Source organism: Acinetobacter sp. ANC_7634 (genome assembly GCF_056779875.1).
The window spans coordinates 1-258 of the sequence record NZ_JBWYIT010000045.1 but is presented as its reverse complement, the minus strand read 5'-3'; the positions used below and the strand labels follow the sequence as shown (position 1 = coordinate 258).

Annotated in this window: 1 protein-coding gene; it reads right to left on the bottom strand. The window is 41.9% G+C overall.

Features of this window, described 5'->3' with window-relative positions; translation table 11 throughout:
* A partial coding sequence (locus AC1M9A_RS14460) for a GA-like domain-containing protein (protein ID WP_481610498.1) occupies positions 1-258 on the bottom strand: 258 nt, incomplete at both ends.

Below are 258 nucleotides of genomic sequence, written 5' to 3'. Positions count from 1 at the left end.
AGCAATACCATTGCTATCTGTATCGTTCACTGCTGGTACAACTGTATCTAGAGCATCTAAACGAGCATCTAAGCTATCTTTAGCTGCTGATGCAGGTAATGCATCAACCAAGCCTTGTGCTGTACCTTTAAACGCATCTAATTGATCTTTGATCGCTTGTAATTGAACTTGCGTTGCTGGACTGATCACACCATTTTTAGCAGCAATTGCCTCTACCAATTCATCATGCTTAGCTTCTGCAGTTTGAACCGCTTGTGT